The organism is Parabacteroides distasonis (assembly GCF_004793765.1).
In the GTDB taxonomy this organism is placed as follows: Bacteria; Bacteroidota; Bacteroidia; order Bacteroidales; family Tannerellaceae; genus Parabacteroides; species Parabacteroides distasonis_A.
The window spans coordinates 1-1,784 of the sequence record NZ_SRYM01000116.1 but is presented as its reverse complement, the minus strand read 5'-3'; the positions used below and the strand labels follow the sequence as shown (position 1 = coordinate 1,784).

The following is a 1,784-nucleotide window of genomic DNA, read 5'->3' as shown; positions in this document are numbered from 1 at the left end:
GTGCAATTTTGACTGAATCAATCAAATTTTTTCTGATTATATCGAACTCTCGTTAAATAACCTTAAATTGCATCAAATATAGCAAAACCAGCACAAAAATATAGGTTTAAAGCAAATATAAAATTGAACTAATTCAATAAAGGGTACGTTTCTTCAACTTACAATACCAAGAATCACTCCCCCCATATTTGAGCTATATGTTTATCAGCAACCTGGCTTACGATCCATTGGTGGTTCGTATAAAGATATTTCAGGAACTCTTCCACCTTACAAGTCTGACGAACAGCGAACATTGAATAGAGCTTGGAAATAATCATCAGCATCACATTCTGATAACAGGCATCGAAAGCTAGATATCCCAACGACAAACGTTCGATATCTGTTCTGGAAAAACAAGGTAATTCACCATCCTCGATAGCTTTCACCTCAAACTCGGAAGGAACTTGTGTAAAATAACCAATCGTAGAAACAAAAGTATACATACTATCCGAGGAGAAACCGGTTACACATTCATTCCCATTCTCATTAATATATTGATTGAAAAAAAGCCCTTTATTAATAAAGTAGGCATCTAGGCATAACTCGTCCGTACGAATCAAATAATCCCCTTTCCGGATTGTCACGCCTCGAGTATAACTTTTCAAATCTTTTAGAAAAGACTCATCTCGAGACAATATCTTCGGAATAAAACTTAGGAACTTCTCAAAGTCTGGAGATAATTTCATAGTTAATCATCCAAAGTAAATCTCTTCTGTCCGATCAAATTACCATCAGAGAAAATATCCACACGGTAAGTACCTGGAGATAAGAATTCCTCTATATTCCAGTACATAGTCACAGCTACCTCCTCACCTTCATATTCTATCATTTTCTTCATAGAATAATTTATTTCCTTCCCCTCAAAAGCGAATACATCTGCACGGCTTTTCACCAATATATCGTCATCAGGTTTCATGATCCGTACATATACCATCTTTTCACCGACAGGAGCGGTTATATTCTTCACTATCTTGAAAGTCACAACAAATTGTTGCATCTTCTTAATACGCTTAGCTAATTTACCTCGAGAATTAACAGGAGTTACGTTAATGTCTGTCGCATCCAAACGACTAGCTAACGTTACTCTTTCCGTCAATTTCTCTTTTTCCTTTTTCAAGGTAGCTGCTTGTGAAGTAGCCCTCTGATATTTCAGAACAGCCTCTTTCTTCTCAACTTTCAATTGCTCATTCTCACGATTCAAGGAATCAATCTGGATAACATAGTTGCGCATGATTTTACGTAAGGTATTCAATTCCTTTTTCAAACGAGCTATTTCCTTGGCATTCGTGGCCTTCACCGTACGCAATTCTTCCAATAAACGTTGTACTTTCGCTTGCTCCGTAGATAATAGAGCAACAAGGGAATCATTGCCTACGCTAAACTTATAACCTTCATATTGAAGAGACAATTCATTATATTCATCCTCCAAAGATTCTTTCTCTAGATCAAAAGTTTCCACCAAATCAGTCATTTGCTGCTTCTGATGATAAATATAATAACCGGCACCAACAATAATCAGTACCAATACTATAACCGCTACGATAAGTAGCGAAAATTTATTCACTTCTTTATTCTCTTTTTTTTCAGTGTCCATATGAGGTTCTTAGCTATTACAAATAGTACAAAATTACAATTTCTTATCCATCCGAACAACAAAGCACACCTAAAAATAGAAAAAGACAGAGAGTATATAACAAAAAAAGGAGCCACTCTTTCGACTGGCTCCTTCACCTAAGACGGCGGCT

Annotated in this window: 2 protein-coding genes; both read right to left on the bottom strand. The window is 36.3% G+C overall.

The genetic code is table 11. The features are described from left to right. Nucleotides 1-173: 173 nt before the first annotated feature. Nucleotides 174-644 carry a Crp/Fnr family transcriptional regulator gene (locus E5342_RS18920; RefSeq protein ID WP_236651581.1) on the bottom strand — a complete coding sequence of 157 codons (471 nt, stop codon included), beginning with the start codon at nucleotides 642-644 and terminating at the stop codon, nucleotides 174-176. 83 nt (nucleotides 645-727) lie between these two features. Further along, the gene (locus tag E5342_RS18915) at nucleotides 728-1,633 is read right to left on the bottom strand and encodes a hypothetical protein (protein WP_121737521.1); all 906 of its coding nucleotides are present in this window, start codon (nucleotides 1,631-1,633) and stop codon (nucleotides 728-730) included. Between the last annotated feature and the right edge of the window lie 151 nt (nucleotides 1,634-1,784).